General features: G+C 67.2%; 18 protein-coding genes and 1 pseudogene. 12 read left to right on the forward strand and 7 right to left on the reverse strand.

Features of this window, described 5'->3' with window-relative positions; all coding sequences use genetic code 11:
• Window positions 1-159 precede the first annotated feature (159 nt).
• The 8 genes from ACFYR3_RS38675 to ACFYR3_RS38710 all read left to right on the forward strand — a co-directional run bounded on the left by ACFYR3_RS38675 (window position 160) and on the right by ACFYR3_RS38710 (window position 7,287).
• Window positions 160-651, forward strand: a complete 492-nt coding sequence (locus tag ACFYR3_RS38675; RefSeq protein WP_389286710.1) for a GNAT family N-acetyltransferase — start codon at window positions 160-162, stop codon at window positions 649-651.
• A 227-nt stretch (window positions 652-878) separates the two neighbouring features.
• A complete protein-coding gene (locus tag ACFYR3_RS38680) occupies window positions 879-1,262 on the forward strand; it encodes a hypothetical protein (protein ID WP_389286712.1) in 384 nt (127 codons plus the stop codon).
• Between the two features lie 82 nt (window positions 1,263-1,344).
• Window positions 1,345-2,430: a tyrosine-type recombinase/integrase gene (locus tag ACFYR3_RS38685; RefSeq protein ID WP_389286713.1), complete on the forward strand. Its 1,086-nt coding sequence runs from the start codon at window positions 1,345-1,347 to the stop codon at window positions 2,428-2,430.
• Complete coding sequence (locus tag ACFYR3_RS38690) at window positions 2,427-2,747, forward strand: helix-turn-helix transcriptional regulator (protein WP_067344253.1); 321 nt, start codon at window positions 2,427-2,429, stop codon at window positions 2,745-2,747. Before ACFYR3_RS38685 ends, ACFYR3_RS38690 begins: the two co-directional genes overlap by 4 nt.
• Window positions 2,748-2,992: 245 nt before the next feature.
• Complete coding sequence (locus ACFYR3_RS38695) at window positions 2,993-4,462, forward strand: hypothetical protein (RefSeq protein ID WP_389286715.1); 1,470 nt, start codon at window positions 2,993-2,995, stop codon at window positions 4,460-4,462.
• Window positions 4,463-4,524: 62 nt separating this feature from the next.
• Entirely contained in the window at window positions 4,525-5,094 is a 570-nt protein-coding gene (locus ACFYR3_RS38700) for a DinB family protein (RefSeq protein ID WP_356786868.1), read from the forward strand.
• 257 nt (window positions 5,095-5,351) lie between these two features.
• A protein-coding gene (locus ACFYR3_RS38705) for an IS5 family transposase (RefSeq protein WP_389286717.1) occupies window positions 5,352-6,169 on the forward strand; the annotation gives its coding sequence in 2 pieces (ribosomal slippage) (window positions 5,352-5,694 and window positions 5,694-6,169; 819 coding nt in all).
• A 431-nt stretch (window positions 6,170-6,600) separates the two neighbouring features.
• Window positions 6,601-7,287 (forward strand): hypothetical protein, encoded by a 687-nt coding sequence (locus tag ACFYR3_RS38710; RefSeq protein WP_389286719.1) that lies wholly within the window; start codon window positions 6,601-6,603, stop codon window positions 7,285-7,287.
• A 413-nt stretch (window positions 7,288-7,700) separates the two neighbouring features.
• Here ACFYR3_RS38710 and ACFYR3_RS38715 read toward each other — a convergent pair whose 3' ends face one another.
• From ACFYR3_RS38715 to ACFYR3_RS38735, 5 genes and pseudogenes are all read right to left on the reverse strand, one after another.
• The gene (locus tag ACFYR3_RS38715; protein ID WP_389286721.1) at window positions 7,701-7,964 is read right to left on the reverse strand and encodes a hypothetical protein; all 264 of its coding nucleotides are present in this window, start codon (window positions 7,962-7,964) and stop codon (window positions 7,701-7,703) included.
• Between the two features lie 37 nt (window positions 7,965-8,001).
• On the reverse strand, window positions 8,002-8,478 hold the full coding sequence (locus ACFYR3_RS38720) for an NUDIX hydrolase (protein ID WP_389286723.1): 477 nt from the start codon (window positions 8,476-8,478) through the stop codon (window positions 8,002-8,004).
• Window positions 8,479-8,575: 97 nt separating this feature from the next.
• Window positions 8,576-8,896 (reverse strand): annotated as a pseudogene (locus ACFYR3_RS38725) (carbamoyltransferase C-terminal domain-containing protein); the annotation flags it as partial.
• A 223-nt stretch (window positions 8,897-9,119) separates the two neighbouring features.
• The gene (locus ACFYR3_RS38730) at window positions 9,120-9,701 is read right to left on the reverse strand and encodes a carbamoyltransferase N-terminal domain-containing protein (RefSeq protein WP_389286725.1); all 582 of its coding nucleotides are present in this window, start codon (window positions 9,699-9,701) and stop codon (window positions 9,120-9,122) included.
• A complete protein-coding gene (locus tag ACFYR3_RS38735; RefSeq protein WP_389286727.1) occupies window positions 9,610-11,151 on the reverse strand; it encodes a hypothetical protein in 1,542 nt (513 codons plus the stop codon). Before ACFYR3_RS38735 ends, ACFYR3_RS38730 begins: the two co-directional genes overlap by 92 nt.
• A gap of 344 nt (window positions 11,152-11,495) precedes the next feature.
• On the opposite strand from ACFYR3_RS38735, the gene ACFYR3_RS38740 reads away from it, so the two are divergent.
• The 3 genes from ACFYR3_RS38740 (at window position 11,496) to ACFYR3_RS38750 (ending at window position 12,715) form a co-directional block, all read left to right on the forward strand.
• On the forward strand, window positions 11,496-11,744 hold the full coding sequence (locus tag ACFYR3_RS38740; RefSeq protein WP_356781560.1) for a hypothetical protein: 249 nt from the start codon (window positions 11,496-11,498) through the stop codon (window positions 11,742-11,744).
• 150 nt (window positions 11,745-11,894) lie between these two features.
• Entirely contained in the window at window positions 11,895-12,176 is a 282-nt protein-coding gene (locus ACFYR3_RS38745) for a hypothetical protein (protein WP_389286800.1), read from the forward strand.
• Between the two features lie 26 nt (window positions 12,177-12,202).
• A complete protein-coding gene (locus ACFYR3_RS38750) occupies window positions 12,203-12,715 on the forward strand; it encodes a hypothetical protein (protein ID WP_389286728.1) in 513 nt (170 codons plus the stop codon).
• Between the two features lie 71 nt (window positions 12,716-12,786).
• Here the strand turns inward: ACFYR3_RS38750 and ACFYR3_RS38755 are convergent, their stop codons facing one another.
• The gene (locus ACFYR3_RS38755; RefSeq protein ID WP_389286730.1) at window positions 12,787-13,173 is read right to left on the reverse strand and encodes a hypothetical protein; all 387 of its coding nucleotides are present in this window, start codon (window positions 13,171-13,173) and stop codon (window positions 12,787-12,789) included.
• Window positions 13,174-13,525: 352 nt separating this feature from the next.
• Between ACFYR3_RS38755 and ACFYR3_RS38760 the strand changes: the two genes are divergently transcribed.
• The gene (locus ACFYR3_RS38760; RefSeq protein WP_389286732.1) at window positions 13,526-14,365 is read left to right on the forward strand and encodes an IS5 family transposase; all 840 of its coding nucleotides are present in this window, start codon (window positions 13,526-13,528) and stop codon (window positions 14,363-14,365) included.
• A gap of 322 nt (window positions 14,366-14,687) precedes the next feature.
• Here the strand turns inward: ACFYR3_RS38760 and ACFYR3_RS38765 are convergent, their stop codons facing one another.
• Window positions 14,688-15,839: an ISAs1 family transposase gene (locus ACFYR3_RS38765; RefSeq protein ID WP_389286734.1), complete on the reverse strand. Its 1,152-nt coding sequence runs from the start codon at window positions 15,837-15,839 to the stop codon at window positions 14,688-14,690.
• Between the last annotated feature and the right edge of the window lie 81 nt (window positions 15,840-15,920).

Here is a 15,920-nt window from a genome sequence, read left to right on the forward strand (position 1 = left end):
AGCGGGGAGATATCTGGCCATCCGCGGGGAAACCGCTGGCCATCAGTGGGGCCGTAAATGGCCGCCTATGGGGAGTATGCCGAGGCCACGGTCAGCTCACCCCCGCCGCCTGACACGAAGCGATGTCCTCCACGTCGTCGACCGGGCACTATCAGGCACATGACACACACCAGGCGTGCTCGTCTCCGGCCCGTTTGGACCATAGCTCCCGCTCTGTACGACGATCCTGCGGTCCAGCGGCTCCTGCTGGGATTACACGACGAACAGCGCTCGATATACGGCTTCGCCGACAACCCCGCCGATACGCCCGTCTCCCAGTTCACTCCCCCGCGCGGACTGCTCCTGCTGACGCGAGACGAAGACGGGAGCCCCCTCGGGTGCGGCGGATGGTCGTTCCTGGACACGCAGACCGCAGAGATCAAACGGATGTATGTCCACCCCGCAGCCCGATCCCAGTCCCTGGGACGGAAGATCCTGCAGCGTCTGGAAGCCGACGCGAAACTCAGGGGCGCCACCCGTGTTCAGCTGGAGACGGGTATAGACAACACGGCGGCCTTGGCGCTGTACCGATCTCAGGGGTACACGCCGATCACTTCATACCGGCCCGACAGGAACCCCGACGTAAACCGGGCCCTCCGCAAGGATCTCTAACGTGCTGCCGCCTCGGCCAGGCCGGCGTTCACCGGCGATCAGGTTGGCCGTGTCGATGTGACGGTCCGCTGCTCATGCCGCTGCCCGGAGAGTCCTGGTCTCCACGAGCCGTTCGAGGAGGCCGTCGACAGCCCAGCCGATCCGACGTACCTGACCCACGACGATCTTGGACACCCGCGTTCTCGTCTCCGCAGGCACCCCTTGGACCACACCACCAGGAGGAACTAGTGTCATACCCGCAACTGCTTACCCCCGAGGAGAAGCTCGCCGACGCGAAGAAGTTGCTGAGTCTCCCGCGTATCGTCGTGATCTGCGGCTCCACCCGCTTCATGACCGAGATGACCGAGGCCGATCTGCGGGAGACCAAAGCCGGAAGGATTGTCGTCAAACCGGGCTGTGACATGAAGTCGCCGCACGAATTTTGGTCCGATCCTGTCGAGGCCGAGGCGCTGAAGGTTCGACTCGACGATCTGCACCGGGCGAAGATCCGGCTCGCTGATGAGGTGCTCGTTGTGAATGTGTGCCTGAGTTCCCCATCGCCCCGCTCCCCGCGGGCGGTGCCCCCGGTCCTGCGGAGTGCCTCGACGGCCCTGTGTCACCCTCAAGGGTGAACAGCGAGGAAGTCTCAGAATTCATGAGCTTCTATCCGGCAGCCTGAGATTCCGCTGGATATGGCGAAGTTGAGGGGGCGGGATGTCGCTCGCTGTCGTTGCACCGATCCGATCTCGACCGCTGTTGGAGTCGCCGCAGGACATAGCGGACTTCGAGCAGGACCTGCTGTCTGAGTTCGTGCTCGCCCGGGCTGCGGCCGGGATCGCCGACGAGACGATCTCCGGCGACGTGGATGCGCTGATGGAGGTGCGCGGCTGGTGCGGCCGCCCGTTCTGGGAGCTGGTCCCGACTGACCTCGACCGGTTCTTCGGTGAGGACCAGCGACGGCTGGCCACGCTGACGAAGGTCCGCAAGGCGCAGTCCCTGGCGACGTACTTCGAGTTCCTGGAGGTGCGGCATCAGGCCGATATCCACGCGGCGACTGGCGTGCTGGTGCAGTGCCCGGTTGATGAGATTAACCGCCCACGAGGCAAGACCAACATGCGGGTGCGGATCCCGCCGCCGGCCGCAGACGTCGATCGGCTCTTCGCCGGATGGCGCGACGATCTACATTCGGCTCGGAAGTACGCGCCGTGTGTCCGTAATTACACCGCATGCCGCCTGGCCAGCCTCATTGGCCCGCGGGTCTCGGAACTGTGCCTGCTCGAAGTCCACGACATCCGCTGGGACCTGGGCACCTTCGGCAAGGTGCTGCTGCGCGGCAAGGGCAGCCGCGGTCAGAAGAAGGAGCGCCTGGTCCCGCTCATCAACGGTTCTCGTGAACTCCTCGAATGGTGGCTCCAGGGCCCGCGGTGGGAGTTCGACGGGCACCTCGATGAGCCCGGTGCACCCCTGCTCCCCTCCGAGCGCCGCGATCCCGGTGGCCGCTGCAAGCGCGTGAGCACCAGCGCGATTCGGGGCGCGATGGCGGAGGCAGTGGAGCGCCACCTGCCTCGCTGGTCCGGCCGTGCTACTCCGCACGCGCTCCGGCACTTCGCCGCGTCCGATCTGTACGCACAGGGCATGAACGTCGTCGCTATCCAGGAGCTGCTCGGCCATCGCTGGATCAACACCACGATGATCTACGTGAACACGTCAACAAGACCCACATCGAGGACGCCTGGGCTTCCGCCGGCCAGCGGGCCGCATCTCGGTTCACCGGATAGCCCAGGACAGGAGCCGTCATGAAGTGGAACCTGCGGCTGGCCGCCGCGCAGCGCGACATCTGGAAGTCCTCGCAGCTGCAGTCGATGCTCGCCGACGCCGGCCTGACGATCAGCGCGGGGAAGATGTCCAATCTGTGGTCCGGGCAGCCGGTCACCATCCGTCTGGACGACCTCGACATCATCTGCGAGGTCCTGGGCTGCCAACCCAACGACCTTCTGGCCCCGGAGCCCGAGAAGGCTCGCGCTCGGCGTCCCGCAAGCACGTCCGCCCCGGCGGCGGTCGCGGGCGAGCACCCCAGGATCGAACGTCGGGTCGGTCGGACGGAACCACCGCTGTGAACCTGCGGCCCCGGCCGTGCAAGCAGTGCGGCGACAAGGTCGCGGAGTACGGCCGGCTCCGCTGCTTCAGCTGTCTGCATCCCGACCTTCCGCCGCCGACCTGCAAAGCATGCGGCAGCGACGCCCACTACGTCGGCGGCTACTGCCGTCGCTGTCATCCCCGTGTGCCGTACGCGGACAGCTGCAGCGACTGCCTCGCCTGGGGCACCTGGCACCGCCACGGCCGCTGTGCAGCCTGCACCTCCTTGCGCAACCGCGGCCACGAGACCGGCACTTGCGCGACCTGCCGCCGCACCGTGCCGCTCCTCAAGCACGGGGTGTGCCGGCTGTGCCGCTGCCAGGCCCAAGCCGTTCCACGGACGTGGCAGCGACCGGACCTCACCACTGCGGCCACCACCGGGCAGCAGCTGTTCATCGCCGATCTGGTCCGGCGGGTCCACCTTGCCGCCCTGACGCGGAAGCGCGGCTCACCCGAAGCGTACCGGCCCGTCGGCGGCTCATTCTGGGCGATGCCTCGGTGGCGTCAGGAGCCGCTGTTCATCGCCGAGCGGGACATGTCGCGCGTCACCGTGCCCGATGTCGAGCCCATAGACTCCGCCTTCACCGCCTACGTCTCCGCGCGGGCCGAGGCCAGCGCCGAGGCTCAAGGCTGGTCACCGGCCTTGCGCGAGCGGGTGCTGCGAAGCCTGTACCTGCTGACCGCCGTCCACGGTCCGCACGAAAGCATCAAGGCCAGCACCGTTGCCACTCTGCCGCGCCAGCAAGTCAGACGTGCCATCACCCGGGTTACCGAGGTCCTCGCTCACCTCGACCTCCTCGACGACGACCGCATTGACCCTCTCGACGCGTGGATCCACCGTCGGCTCAGCGACGTGCACCCGGAGATCCGTGCAGAAGCCCTCGTGTGGATCCGCATCGTCCGATACGGCGGGCCCCGTCGCCGGCCCCGTTCAACCAACACCGTCCGCAACCAGGTCAACGCCTCGGCCCCATTCCTCCTCGACTGCTCGAAGCGCTACCGCACCCTTCGTCAGGTCACGCGCGCCGACCTCACGGAGTGGCTTGCCCATTGCTCATCACCGCACAACGAAGCCGTCGCGCTGCGCAACATGTTCAAGACCCTCAAGAGCCAACGGTTGCTGTTCGTCGATCCCGCACGCGGCCTGCGCTTGGGGCCGAAGCCCACCTCGGTGCCCACGCCACTGAGCGCCGAGGCGATCCAAACTCTCGCCGCGGCCGCCGCCACGGACCCCGCCCTCAAGCTGCTGATCGCCCTCATCGGCATTCATGCGCTCTACCCCCACCAGGCCCGAGCACTGCCCTTGGCTGCCATCGACTTCACCGGCGGCCGACTCTCGTTCGGCGACATCGACCATCCCCTCGACGCCTTCACTCGCCAGGCCGCCTCCGATTACATCTACCTCCGGAACGCACGCTGGCCACACACCCGCAACCCCCACCTGTTCCTCAGCTCGCAGACCGCGCACTCTCGCACGCCGGTCACCATCGGCTGGATGCAGCCCCTGCTCAAGGATCTCCCCGTCACCGCACGACGACTTCGCGAGGACCGAATCCTCGAAGAGGCCGCCGTCACCGGCGCCGACCCGCAACACCTGTGCGCGGTATTCAACATCACCCCCGACACCGGACTGCGCTACACCAGGCCATTCCACCCCGACCCCATATCCGACCAAGACCAGGAGGACACCCCGTAGACGGCCGGTGACGGCGTCTGCGAGGGGCGCAGCCAGGTCTCCGTTGTATGTAGTGTGCGGCGATGACAAGAAGCGAGCGGCTCGCGGAGCAGTTGGACTGGTACTGGCGCAAGAACCTGCGGCCACGGCTGGAAGGTCTCACCGACGAGGAGTACTTCTGGGAGCCGGTGGGGGGCTGCTGGAGCATCCGCCCACGTGGCACGTCGGCCGCACCGATGTCGGACGGTTCGGGGGAATGGACGCTGGACTACGCGTCCCCCGACCTGGTGCCGGAACCGGCGCCGGTGACCACGATCGCCTGGCGCCTTGGGCACATCATCGTCTCGTGCCTGGCCTATCGGGTCGAGTGGTACTTCGGCGGCCGGGACTTCGACTCCGAGGCGTTCGCCTACGCGGGGACCGCTGACGAGGCGCTGAAACAGCTCGATGAGATGTATGGGCGATGGAACGCGGGGGTCCGCGAACTCTCGGACGCTGACCTGGACAATCCGCCCACGGTGGGTCCCGAGCGGTTTCCCATGGAGAACAGGGTCCTGCACGTCAACAGGGAACTGATCCATCACGGCGCCGAAATTTCCCTGCTGCGCGACCTCTATCGCTGGCAGGACGGAGCTATGCCGCGCCGAATGTGACCTTTCGGTAACCGGCGATCGAGCTTCGGAACCTTCGTGGACTCCGTGATGCTCCGCGGCTGCGAGCTTCACTGACCGTCTCGCTCCGGCCCCATGACCGACGCCAAGAATTCGACCTCGAATCCGCCGGAACCGAGCCGCCCACGGCCGAGAAGCCCGGGCGGCAGGGGCCAAGTTCGTGGTACCAGCGCCTCAGAAATCGCGAACTCAGGCGCTTTAGACGGTGTCCTACATGGCGGTTGGTCGTTGGGCTTTGTATGGGGCGGGGTACGTGGAGTTGGATTGTTCCGGACGGCTTGTGGGAGCTCGCCAGGCCGTTGATCCCGGAGGATCGGGTACGGCCGCAAGGCGGCGGGAAGCAGAACACGCCTGATGAGACGCTGTTCGCGGCGATCATCTACGTGCTGGTCAGTGGATGTGCCTGGCGAGCCCTGCCGCCGTGCTTCGGGATATCGAAGTCGACCGCACACCGTAGGTTCATGATCTGGTCGAGGGCCGGCGTGTGGGGCCGCCTGCATGAAGCCGTCGTTCACCGGCTCGATGACGCGGGCCTCGTCGATGTCTCCCGTGTGGTCCTCGACTCGGCTCATGTGCGCGCTAAAAAGGGGGCGAACACACAGGTCCGAGCCCCGTGGACCGAGGCAAGCCGGGTTCCAAGATGCACATCCTGTCGGACGCGCACGGACTGCCCCTGGTCGTGGGCGTCTCGGCCGCCAACGTCCACGACAGCCAAGGCCTGAAGCCCATGGTGGAGGGTCACCAAACGAAACATGACCCCTACCGCGGCCGCTACTTCAAGCCCCAACGCCTCCACGCCGACAAGGCCTACGACATCCCCGACCTGCGAAAATGGCTCCGCGGCAAGCGGATCGGAGTACGTATCGCCCGCAAGGGCATCGAGTCCAGCGAACGATTGGGCCGACGCCGATGGGTGATCGAACGGACCATGTCCTGGCTGTCCGGCTACCGCAGACTCAGCCCCCGCTACGAACGAGATCCCCGCAACTACCTGGCCTTTCTCGGCCTCGCCGCAGCACTCTGCTGCTACAAACGGCTCCTCAAACTCACCATGTAGGACACCGTCTTTGTGAATGTGTGCCTGAGTTCCCCATCGCCCCGCTCCCCGCGGGCGGTGCCCCCGGTCCTGCGGAGTGCCTCGACGGCCCTGTGTCACCCTCAAGGGTGAACAGCGAGGAAGTCTCAGAATTCAGAACGGTGGACCGGCCACCCCTCGATCGGCTACCAACAGGGCTACACGGCGGGGAAGTTGAGTACAGACACCACGGAGCAGGACTGCAGCCACGACGGCGGTCCGTTTCTCCTCTGAAGGTCTGACGCACCGACCATCGGACGTCAAACCTGGTTCGGGGCGGCGACCGGTTCGTCGGGCGCTCTCGACGGAGGCGCCGGGGGGCCGGTAGCCGAGGGAGGGCTGAGCCCGCGAAGGCACAGAACTAGCGACAAGAATACTTGTCACCTCACCGGGCGACAAGTATTCTTGTCGTTATGGAATCTACTCTGGACGCCTTCTGGCGTGACGTCATGACCCTGCATGAGCCCCCGTACCGGGAACCCGGCGATGACGAGGTCCTGCAACTCCAAGACGAGGTGGCTGAAGCCGCCCGCGTCCTGGCCCATGCGATCTCCACGCGCGAGTTCGCCTACCGCGCCGACGGCCAGGAAGTCCCCGACGGCATCATGACCTCGCCGGACTGGCAACTCTCGTACCTGTACGCCCTTCACGAGATCGAGGGCATCGCCAGGCGTCTTGCCGACGGCGCGGCGCGTACCGCCGGTGCTACCGGAGCCAGCTACGCGCAGCTCGGGGCGGCGTGGGGGATCACCAAGCAGGCGGCGAGGCTGCGCTGGCCCGGCGCCGTGCGCAAGCCCGACGGCACCAGTGGCGAAGGCGAACCGTTCGAGCTGCGGCTCGGCGGGGGTGTCGCCGAGATCATTCAGCTCCCTGGCGAGGAAGGATTCACCTGGGAGGCCACTGGAGCCAACGGCATCAGCGGCCAGGCCGGGCAACCATACGGAACCCGGACCGAGGCCGCAGCCCACGCCGGCGCCTTCCTTGCCCGGCACGCGACCCCGGGCGACGAAGCAGACGTTCCCGACGGAGCGCACGACGGCTGCGTCGAACCCCACCTCGGCCCCGACGGCTACGTCGACTGCGACGGCACGCCCCTCTGAATCCACGCGGCACGACGTCGTGGAAACGCCGCCGGGCTGGTGTGAAGCGAACATGCAAGACCGGCCCGGCCCCCGACAAGGCCGTATAAGGAGCGTCATGGACTTCCGCCGCATCTCGCGCGCCCCGAAGCCTTCCAGCAGTCCGCCACGGCCGAGGACATCGAGGCGATCGCCCTGCATGCCCCGACGCGTTCGGCGGCGATGCGGTAGACCCTGGGATCGGGTTTCGCGATGCCGATCCGGGCGGTGTTCACCACGGTGTGGGCAAGGCTGTCCAGTCCCTGGAAAGGAGAGGTCCTGCTCCAGCCATGTGGTTCCGTTCGGGCCCAGGGCGACGCGAGCGACGTCACGGACCTGGGTGAGCAGAGCCACCAGTTCCAGGTCCACGGACGGGGTGCGGTCGGGCCAGGCGGTCACGGCAGCGCCCGCTTGTAGGAGCCGCAGATGGTGGCGAGGTCGGCCGCCACCGCGGACCGCCACTGCTCGTCGGTGATCTCGCCGCTGATGGCGGGGTTGATTCGAGCAGGTGCGAAGGCTGCGGCCGCGAGGGAGCTAGCGGGCAGTCCATGGGCGTGCTCGATCTTGATGTCGGCGGGCCAGTGCCGCAGCACGCCGTCGACGTCGCAGAGTACGGCGGCATAGGGCAGGCAGCAGCTCGCTGGGCAGTTCTCAGTCACGCCCGCAGGCTGCTCCCCCGCACGGTGCCGGGACGGTTCATCCGGTCAACACGACGGGGCGCACGGGCGGACCGTGCTCGAGTGTGGCGGTGACCAGGTCGGCGAGTCCCACGGGGTAGACGGTCTCTTGGGCGGCGCGCAGTTCGGCGATGGTCCACCAGCGGTGCTCGCGGATGTTGTCGGGTTGCGTGGTGTGGGCCGGGTTGACGTCGGCTGCGCGGACGCGCGCAAGGAAGTACTTTTCCACCTGCCGGACTTCGCGCCCGCCGACCAGGTGATCCTGGCTGCGCTCGGCAAGCTGCGCCCCCAGTTCGACGGCCTTCGCGTCGAGACCGAGTTCTTCACGCAACTCGCGGAGCGTCGCCGTGGCGTGGTCCTCTCCGCCCTCCAGCGAGCCGCCCGGCGTTGCCCAGAAGCCGCCGTTCTCGTCGTAGCGCAGCAGCAGGACGCGGTCCTCCGTGTCGAGGACGATGGCGCGGGCGGCTTCCCTCAGCGGCGGAGTGGAGGTCGGCATGTCTTTCAGTGTGGCAGCCCCCGGTGCGAAGCCAGGACCGTTCGACCAGGTATGCGCCAATGCATGCCGCATCCAGATCACAGTCCTGGAGTGTGGCGAGCGTGTGGGCTGGGGTCTCGACGATGGGCTCGCGGTCGTTGAAGGACGTGTTCAGGACGACGGGTACTCCTGTCATCTGGTGGAAGTGGTCGATCAGCGCGCCGTAGGCGGGCGCGGCTTCGGGGTCGACGGTCTGGACGCGGGCGGTGCCGTCGACGTGGTCGGCGTGGTCCTTGCGTACGGGTGGGGCGAGCAGCATGAACGGGCTGGTCCCGTCGAAGTCGAACCAGGTCGTGGCGTGGTCGGTGAGGACGGCCCGGGCGAATGGCCGGAACGGCTCGCGGTGCTTGATCCCTGTGGTTGAGGGCGTCGGCGCCAGCGGTGGTGCGGGGGTCGGCGAGGATGCTGCGGGCCCCCAGTGCGCGGGGCCCGAGTTCGCTGCCGCCCTGGAACCATCATCTGGGCGGCTGTTTGGGCGATGTCGCTCTCGCGGCGCCAAGTGAAGGGTGTGCGGCGGCGTTCGACGAGGCCGGAGCGGGGGTTCCTGTTCAGGGCCTGCAGGATCTCCTCGTCGGTGTAGTCGCGGCCGAAGTAGTTGTTGGTCAGGGGACGTTTGGGCAGGTCGCCGGTGAGTCGGTGCCAGGCGAGCCGAGAGCCTGTCCGCGATCGGACGCGGTGGGTGGGGCGAAGTAGCCGGTGACCGTGTCCAGGCGGCGGATCTTGTCGGCGGCGACGCAGTTGAGGGCGACCCCGCCCGCCAAGCACAGGTTGCCGAGCCCGGTCGTGGTGATGGTCTGTTCGGCGAGGGCACACAGGGCGCGTTCGGTCTGTTCCTGGATGTAGGCGGCGGCGTTGACGCCGAGCTCGTGTCGGTCGCGGCTGCCCTGGGGGCCGAAGTCGAAGCCGGTCCGTTCGGCGAGGTCGGCGACCCCAGGTGCGTGGGTGTGGGTGAGGCGTCCGTGGACGTGGGTGTCGACGTCGAAGAGCGGGGCGAGGTAGTGGCCCGCGTCGCCGTACGAGGCGAGCTTTCGGCCAGTGCGGCGAGAGAGCGAGCCAGGCGTTGCGACGGGGCGAACCCTGGCTGACGCGGCACTAGCGTCGGCCGACCGGTCGGATGTGGCTCTCGGCGAGGTTGCGCAGTTCGGCGCGCGTGAATGCGGGGTCGGCAGCGGTCTCGACGGCACGGCCCCTCGGGAGGTAGCGGACGCCGTCGATCTCGCAGATCAGCGGGCCCACGCCAGTGTCGTGCACCAGAGCGTCGCCGACCGGAGCAGGGCCGCCGACGGTACGGCGCTCACTTCCGCGGGACCGTGAGATTCGCTGGAGGAGTACCGGTGCCGCCACGTCTCCGCCGTCCGGGCGGAACAGGACCAGTACCAGCTCTCCGGGGTTCGGCCGCAGCCGGATGTAGCGCATGGGCTGCCATGTGCCGTCCCCGGCCGCGGAACGGGCGGCACGCAGTACCGGGCCGCAGAGGGCGGACCGGTCCACGATGAACCAGCCGAGCCGGGCGAGGGAGACGATGGCGACCGTTCCGAACACGAGGAAGCGGCGGTGCCCCAGGTGGAAGGGGTCGTCGAGGACGGCGCCGCAGGAGCCCAGCAGGAAGTACCAGGCGCCGGTGCCGAGGACGGTGGTCAGCACCCAGATGCGCGGCGAGAGGGACGTACGGCCGAAGCCGCGGCGCGGCGAGGTCACCCGGGGACCCGGAGCGTGGCGATCGCCGTGACGGGCCGCGGCGGCGAGGCCCGCGTAGTTCAGGTCGTCCTCGAGGGTGGGCCATCTGTCCTCGCTCTCCTCGTCGTCCTTGTCGCTCGCGGCCGCCTGTGAGGTGATGGCGGGGCCGGCTTGGCGCGCCCTCCGGACGCGTCGGGCGCAGGCCAACGGGCTGATGACCAGCGCACCGCCAAGGCCGAGCAGACCGGGGCCGCCCCCGAGGACGGCGACCACGATCAAGGAGGTCCGCGTATCCATGGCCTCCCCCAGGAAGGGCCAGGGCAGCGCGATGATCGGGACGTGATCGCCGGAACGTACGTCTGCCCTGTCGCAGTCCACAGTCGTATGTTGCGAACCGCCGTCCCAGCTGACAATGCAGCCGTCCTCGGCCCGGTTCGGACGGACGACCTCGGCGGAGGTGTGTTTCCCGAGCAGGGCGAAGTCCGCTGCGGCCAAGCCCACGAACAGCGACGCCACTAGCGCCACCACCGCCCAGAGCGGCGCGGTCGGCAACAGCGGCCGGCGAGAGGGTGCGAGGGTCGGGTGGGCCTGTTCGCTCAGCCAGGCACCGATCGTCCGCGCGTCGTGTGTGCCCAGGCCCAGCCGCAACACCTGGCCGTCGGGTGTCCGGTAGCGCAGGCCGACCTTCTCGAAGGCGCCCTGGCCCATGGTGGTGACCGTCGCGTCCAGGGCCTCACCGCCGCGCGGTAGAGCAATGACACTGCCGGAGCGGTCGAGGAAGACGGGTCCGTCGAGGCGCGGGTCGGCCAGCAGCCGGCCCTTACGGCCGTCGAGTCGGCAGCGGAAGTGAACGGCCCGGCCCGCTGCCAGGCCGTGCCGCCTCCTTGCCGCCGCCCATCGAGCCAGCCCGGCCATGGCCAAGGGGGCCACCACGAGGGCCATAATGCTGCCGATCATCGATTCCGTCGTCTCTTCACTGTGTCTGATTGAGGTGAGTGAACGAAGAGTACGAGTGCTTCCAGGGGATCTGGACCGGCGGGCGTCCGGTTCCCGAGTACGGCTCCGTCACCGGCACCGCGTCGGCGCTCTAGGCCGACGGCGAGTCCACCGACGGCCTGGCGGACGTCACCTACTGGGGCAAGTACGAAGACACCGTCCATGCTCTATTCGGCGGCGACCGCATCCCACACCACGCCAGCGGACACGGACCGCGCGGATGGCTCGACCTCCCGTTGGTCGAGGCCGGGGCGGTCGCGGAACGGCTCCGGACCTGGACCCGCGAAGGGCCCGGGAACGGCCTGATGGTCTCCGTCGATGCCCACACCGACTTCCACCGGTTCCACCGGGCCGGATGGAGCCACCCACTGCTTGCGGGCACTATCGACCTCGGCGGGTGCGAAGTTCTCGGTCTCGGCTGGGACGGCGGGGACCACTCGATGCGCCACCGTGGAAAGCGGGCCTACGGTCAGGTCTACCCCGCCACCCTCGAATCCCGCGCAGGCGAAGCGATACTGCGCTGGAGCATCCCGCCGTACGACCCCGACAGGTGAACCGCACTCCGACTGGAAGCACGCCAGAAGAACCCAGTTGAGCAGGGCCGGTTCGGCCCGGCACACTCGCCCGATGAGCCCAGCACGCAGCCGGGCCGCTGGGATGGGCCCTGGTACCGGGTTCGCACGGAGCACTTCGAAGCCGCCTACCTGCCAAACGCCGGCGAGGACCTGGAGTCGGTGGACAACGTCGACGTCTTTGTGGACCTCAACGACGGATCCCGCTGGAGCGCGACCATCATCACCCTCGGACAAGTCGAGGTCATCATGGCGAGATGGGCCGAAAGCGGAGAAGCCCTGGGAGGTCGCTACTTCTGGTGCTCGGACGGCCTCATCGTCCGCGATCCCGGCATCAGCAACATGACCCAGGTACTCACGGGTCTGATCGAGTCCGACGAGTTCACGCAGATCCTTCACCGGCTCGACGTCTGATCCACTGATCAATGAAAGGGCCAATCGTGGCTGGTCAACGACTTGAAGCGGAATGGGTTCGGGCCTGGTGCGAGCAGGCGGATGAAGCACTCACGGAGCTGATGCGGTCGTTCCAGGAACGGCACGGCTTCCCTCCCGGCAAGAACGCGGTGGTGCTCGCGACCGAGGCGAACCACAATGCGACGGATGCTCTGGTGGAATTGACGCCGATTCCCTCCGACCTGACCACGATGTTCTGGGTGATCGACGAGGTCTCCCTGCCGGATGTGGACAGCGGCTACTTCATTCATTCGTCCTCGATGGTCGCGAGCCACTTCCGCGAGTACGGGGCCGTCCCGATCGATGGGGAGGAACCTGCCCTGGTGTTCGCCAGCGACGGCGGCGGCCACCTGTTCGCACTGGCGGGCTCTGGGCAGGTGTGGAGGTCGACTACCGCCTCTTGGTTCGATCAGTTCGACCTTGCTGCAGCCAGTCTTCAAGAGCTCTTCGAAGGACTGGCTCGCCGGATCAGCAGTCAGCGTTCGTCCGGTCAGGACTGACCGGGTAGGTCCCCGCTGCCATCGACGGTGGCGGGGAGGGACCTGGCTTCACCCCGAGGGGCAGGCGAGGGTTACCCCTCTTCCGTGGCCTGCCGCCCGCCACGTTCGCTGCGGAACTCATCCAGGAAGGAGAAGAACATCTCCATCGCAGGCACCTCTGCGATCTCCGCCGCCCGCTCGATCTCGACGGCCCAGCCCAGCGCGCTGGGGTACGACATGCCGAGCCGCTTCCACAACCACTCAGCGAACGGGCCACCGTTCCAGAACTCAAAACTCTCATCGATGCCGTGGATCTCCGAAGCGACCCTGTAGCCGACCAGCATGGAGTCCAGATGCTGCAGCGAGCTACGGCGGACCCACATGCCTGGACGAAGCCGCACCTCCCCCAGGAACTCGTAGACGTCACGTAGCTCACTCGGCTTCCGGGGCGCTCTCCTGCCCTTCGCTGACTCCGTCATGCGTGCACCCTACGCGTGTCAGCGCGGCCTGTGCCGGGTGAGGTGCGGCTGCTGGAGCAGTCGATCCTGTAGTAATTCGTCATGGACGTCGCAGCTTTGGAGCGCGCTCTCGATGAGGCGTTCGATCACGCCGTGGTCTATCACGGCTTCACCGACTACATGCGGGACTACGAGGTCATCGTGCACATGACCGCGGACCCCGGGACCGGGATCGCCCCTGCGTATTTTCGATACCTGTTCCGGTACTGCGTCGAGGCTGACTGCCGGACCACGGTGCGGCCCGAGGTCTGGCGTGACTCCCTGGACGACCGGCTGATTGATCACGAGACGGGCGTCGACCTGGAGCCCTTTCGTGAACCAGCGCAAGCCGTACCCCAGCGACCTGTCCGACGCCCGATGGGCGTTGATCGAACCGACCTTATCCGCCTGGAGGAACGCCCGACTCGATCGCAGACCCACCGGCCGGCCGGCCCAGGTCGAACTACGCGATGTCTTCAACGCAATCCTCTACATCAACCGCACGGGAATCCCCTGGAAATACCTCCCACACGACTTCCCGAACCACGGCACCGTCTACGCCTACTACGCCGCCTGGCGTGACGAAGGAATTCTCGCCCAGCTCAACTACGACCTGACCGGCCTGGCCCGTGTGAAAGAGGGGCGCAAGCCCGAACCGACCGCATCCGTGATCGACACCCAGAGTGTGAAGACCTCCACCAACGTGCCCCTGACCAGCCAGGGAACGGACGCCGCAAAGAAGATCGTCGGCCGGAAACGGGGCATCATCACCGACACGCTCGGACTCATCCTCGCCGTGACCGTCACCGCCGCAAGCCTGTCGGAAAACGCCGTCGGAATACAACTCCTCGACCAGGCCAAGAAGACCTACCCGACCATCTCCAAGAGCTGGGTCGACACCGGCTTCAAGAACGCTGTCGTCGAGCACGGGGCACAGCTTGGAATCGACGTCGAAGTCGTCAAAAGAAACCCTGAGATCCGCGGCTTTCATATCGTCAAAAGGCGCTGGGTCGTGGAGCGGAGCATCGGATGGATCATGATGCACCGCCGCCTCGCCCGCGACTACGAGACCCTGCCCACCAGCTCCGAAGCCATGATCCACGTCGCCTCGATCGACAACCTCACCAAGCGCATAACGGACGAGACCACCCCTACCTGGCGAGGAACCTACTAGGAAATAAACAGCAATTCGCCTACACCAAACGCCCTCTCAGAGGTCGTTTTCACCCAATTTGCATCGCCACACGCGCCTCAGGGCCGCATTCGCGCCTCTCGTGTGTCCGGTCCCGCGTGGGACACGGCGAGGGAAACCGTCGATATGCACACCCCTTGGAATGAGACAGACTTCAAAGGATGAAACCGTCAATACGGTCTCTTGTCGAGTTCCACCAGCCACGTTGGTGCACTGGCGCCCCAGGAGTTGCACTCCGACCCCAGAATGAGTTGGGATGAAACCAGGGCGATTGCAAAGTTCGTTGATCGTGCGTTGATGCAGGTCAGTTGAGGCCGAGGAGGGCCAGCGGTCGTTCGTAGGGGCGGAGGGCTGTCGTGCGGAGTCCGGCGGCGATGTTGGTGTGGCCCGCGGCACGGAGCCGGTTGATGGCGAAGCTGCGCAGGGTGGCCATGTTCTCCGGGCTGTGCCCGGTGCGGATCTTGGAGGCGTCTTCGCGGAAGGCGGTGTCGCGGACGAAGTGGAGCCTGTTTTCGATCACCCAGTGCGCCCTGAGGATCGTCGCGATGCGTTCCGGGGACGCCTGGCGGCTGGGCAGGTCGGTGATCACGTAGACCGTTTCCCGGCTCTGCTTGCCGGTCCGGGTGTCGGTGCGGTGACGTACGACCCTGGCGACCTGAGCGGCATGGGGGAAGTCGACGCCGAGGTCGGTGACGGTCAGCACCTGCACGACCCGGGTCTCCTTCCGGCCGTGCCCCTGGGTGCGGTCGTAGAACTTCGCCGTCGCCTCGCCCCAGGGCAGGGTCCGCATCTGTTCGTAGAGATTCTTCTGGTTCCGCTTCACCGTGAAGGCGTAGTGCGCCTTCTTCGCCTCGACGAGGAAGCGGGCGTGGTCGCGCTGAGTGTGCAGTGCGTCGCCGGTCACCGTGACTCCTTGCAGGTCATAGGGGTCCAACAGGGCGGCGAAGCACGTGATCTCGTTCGTCTTCTCGGGGACCCTGAGCTGGGTGACGGTCATGCCCGTGCCGGTCATCGCGGCCAGCAGATGGGCGGCCGGGGTGCTGCCCAGGCGCGAGCCGCGGGCGCTCTTGCCGTCGATCGCGAGGGTGTCGGTGCCGGCCGGGTCGTGTCCGAGGAGGTCGGCCAGGCCGCCGGGGCAGGTGTCTTTGATGACCCGGCGGATCGTCGCACCGCTGGGCGGGACCCGCACGGCCAGGACAGTCGCGGTGCGGGCACCGAACCGGGCCAGGGCATCCTGCGGGGCGTCGGCCGCCCACTCATCGATCGCCACGAAGCTCCTCGCCCCCGTCACCACGGCGGAGCAGGCGATCAGCAGCACTGCCACGAAGGGGTGACGCTTCCCGCGCCGGCACCGCGGATCGGCCAGCGTAGCCAGCCGATCGGCCAGCGGACCCGTCGCGCAGTGCTGACGAGTCGGCGACTTGACCAGGCAGACGGTGGCAGACTGACGGCACATCGAAGCTCCGTTGGGCGCAGGCGACTTGGCAAGGTCACCTCCACAACGGAGCTTCGATGCGTCCGGTCGCGCACCCTTCCG

Origin of the sequence: Streptomyces sp. NPDC005784, from assembly GCF_042871525.1 — a bacterium.
Lineage (GTDB): Bacteria > Actinomycetota > Actinomycetes > Streptomycetales > Streptomycetaceae > Streptomyces.

Excerpts from the sequence above, each read along its gene's own strand:
- ACFYR3_RS38675 (WP_389286710.1), top strand. The coding sequence starts at position 160 with ATGACACACACCAGGCGTGCTCGTCTCCGGCCCGTTTGGACCATAGCT.
- ACFYR3_RS38700 (WP_356786868.1), top strand. The coding sequence starts at position 4,525 with ATGACAAGAAGCGAGCGGCTCGCGGAGCAGTTGGACTGGTACTGGCGC.
- ACFYR3_RS38735 (WP_389286727.1), bottom strand. The coding sequence starts at position 11,151 with ATGATCGGCAGCATTATGGCCCTCGTGGTGGCCCCCTTGGCCATGGCC.
- ACFYR3_RS38710 (WP_389286719.1), top strand. The coding sequence starts at position 6,601 with ATGGAATCTACTCTGGACGCCTTCTGGCGTGACGTCATGACCCTGCAT.
- ACFYR3_RS38755 (WP_389286730.1), bottom strand. The coding sequence starts at position 13,173 with ATGACGGAGTCAGCGAAGGGCAGGAGAGCGCCCCGGAAGCCGAGTGAG.
- ACFYR3_RS38720 (WP_389286723.1), bottom strand. The coding sequence starts at position 8,478 with ATGCCGACCTCCACTCCGCCGCTGAGGGAAGCCGCCCGCGCCATCGTC.
- ACFYR3_RS38685 (WP_389286713.1), top strand. The coding sequence starts at position 1,345 with ATGTCGCTCGCTGTCGTTGCACCGATCCGATCTCGACCGCTGTTGGAG.
- ACFYR3_RS38765 (WP_389286734.1), bottom strand. The coding sequence starts at position 15,839 with ATGTGCCGTCAGTCTGCCACCGTCTGCCTGGTCAAGTCGCCGACTCGT.
- ACFYR3_RS38690 (WP_067344253.1), top strand. The coding sequence starts at position 2,427 with ATGAAGTGGAACCTGCGGCTGGCCGCCGCGCAGCGCGACATCTGGAAG.
- ACFYR3_RS38740 (WP_356781560.1), top strand. The coding sequence starts at position 11,496 with ATGGTCTCCGTCGATGCCCACACCGACTTCCACCGGTTCCACCGGGCC.